2 rRNA genes are annotated in these 1083 nt (G+C 47.6%); both read left to right on the top strand.

Going from position 1 to position 1083, the window contains the following annotated elements:
• Positions 1 to 122 precede the first annotated feature (122 nt).
• Positions 123 to 235, top strand: a 5S ribosomal RNA gene (gene rrf, locus JaAD80_RS29010).
• 778 nt (positions 236 to 1013) lie between these two features.
• Positions 1014 to 1083, top strand: a 16S ribosomal RNA gene (locus JaAD80_RS29005); the annotation flags it as partial.

The raw sequence follows: 1083 nt of genomic DNA, 5'->3' as shown, positions 1-1083 counted from the left end.
AGAGGATAAGACGGTACAACGTTGTGAGTTTGTTGATACAACCAGTCATTACCCCAATCTTTGCTTCTTCCAGATTCATGGCCTTGTCGTCCTACAGGAGACAAGTGTCAGTACAAGTTATGCCTGATGACCATAGCAAGTTGGTCCCACCCCTTCCCATCCCGAACAGGACCGTGAAACAACTTTGCGCCGATGATAGTGCTGCAACCAGTGTGAAAGTAGGTTATCGTCAGGCTTGTTATTCGCAGTAGAGAAAAACCCGTCAAGCAATTGGCGGGTTTTTTTTCGTCTGGAGATTCGTGGCTTATGTCTGTGGTGTTTGTCGGCTTACGCGCTGCGCGCTAAGCCGACCTACGTTCGTTTGCGGCCAGCCAGGTGCGTAGGTTGGATTAGCGCGGCAAGGCCGCGCGTAATCCGACAACTACGCCAGCACGACCAATCGTGTACGCCGATCGGTTAAGGCACAGCTGCCTGGCCGATACCACCAGGTGCGGAGCTCATGAATACAGGAGTACAAGCGGATAACCGGGTATTCGCTATGCTATTCCCGGGTCAATTTGATGGTGATATGGCATTGAATAACAATATTTCCTACTTTCTTAGAATAAACCTTGCTGCGCACTTATAGCTTTGCTATAGTTCGCCTCCCCAATGAGACGCTGCAGTTTGCGAAACAACGGGATCACTGGTAACGGTGAGGGAAGTAAAAAAGAAGGTTGACGGATTTAGCGAAATGCTTCATACTCTTCCTTCTTCGCAGCTGGCAAACACAACGCTTTGTCGATAGCGCGAAAGCAGTAACCGAATACAGTTCTTTAACAATTAACAGTCGATAAGTGTGGGCATTTGATGTAAGTGCAGCGTCAATCTTCGGATTGGCGTCTAACTTAAAATATCAAATGTTCACAAGAAATAATGAATAGGATACTTCTTCGGAAGTAGCCTGTCAGTTTTTTGAGTGAGCGACCCGTCAGCAATGACGGTGCCAATAAAATGGCAAAGTAACAGAGATTAAACTGAAGAGTTTGATCCTGGCTCAGATTGAACGCTGGCGGCATGCCTTACACATGCAAGTCGAACGGC

It is taken from the genome of Janthinobacterium sp. AD80, assembly GCF_002878455.1.
GTDB lineage: Bacteria > Pseudomonadota > Gammaproteobacteria > Burkholderiales > Burkholderiaceae_D > Janthinobacterium.
This window is presented reverse-complemented; position numbering and strand designations above follow the sequence as displayed.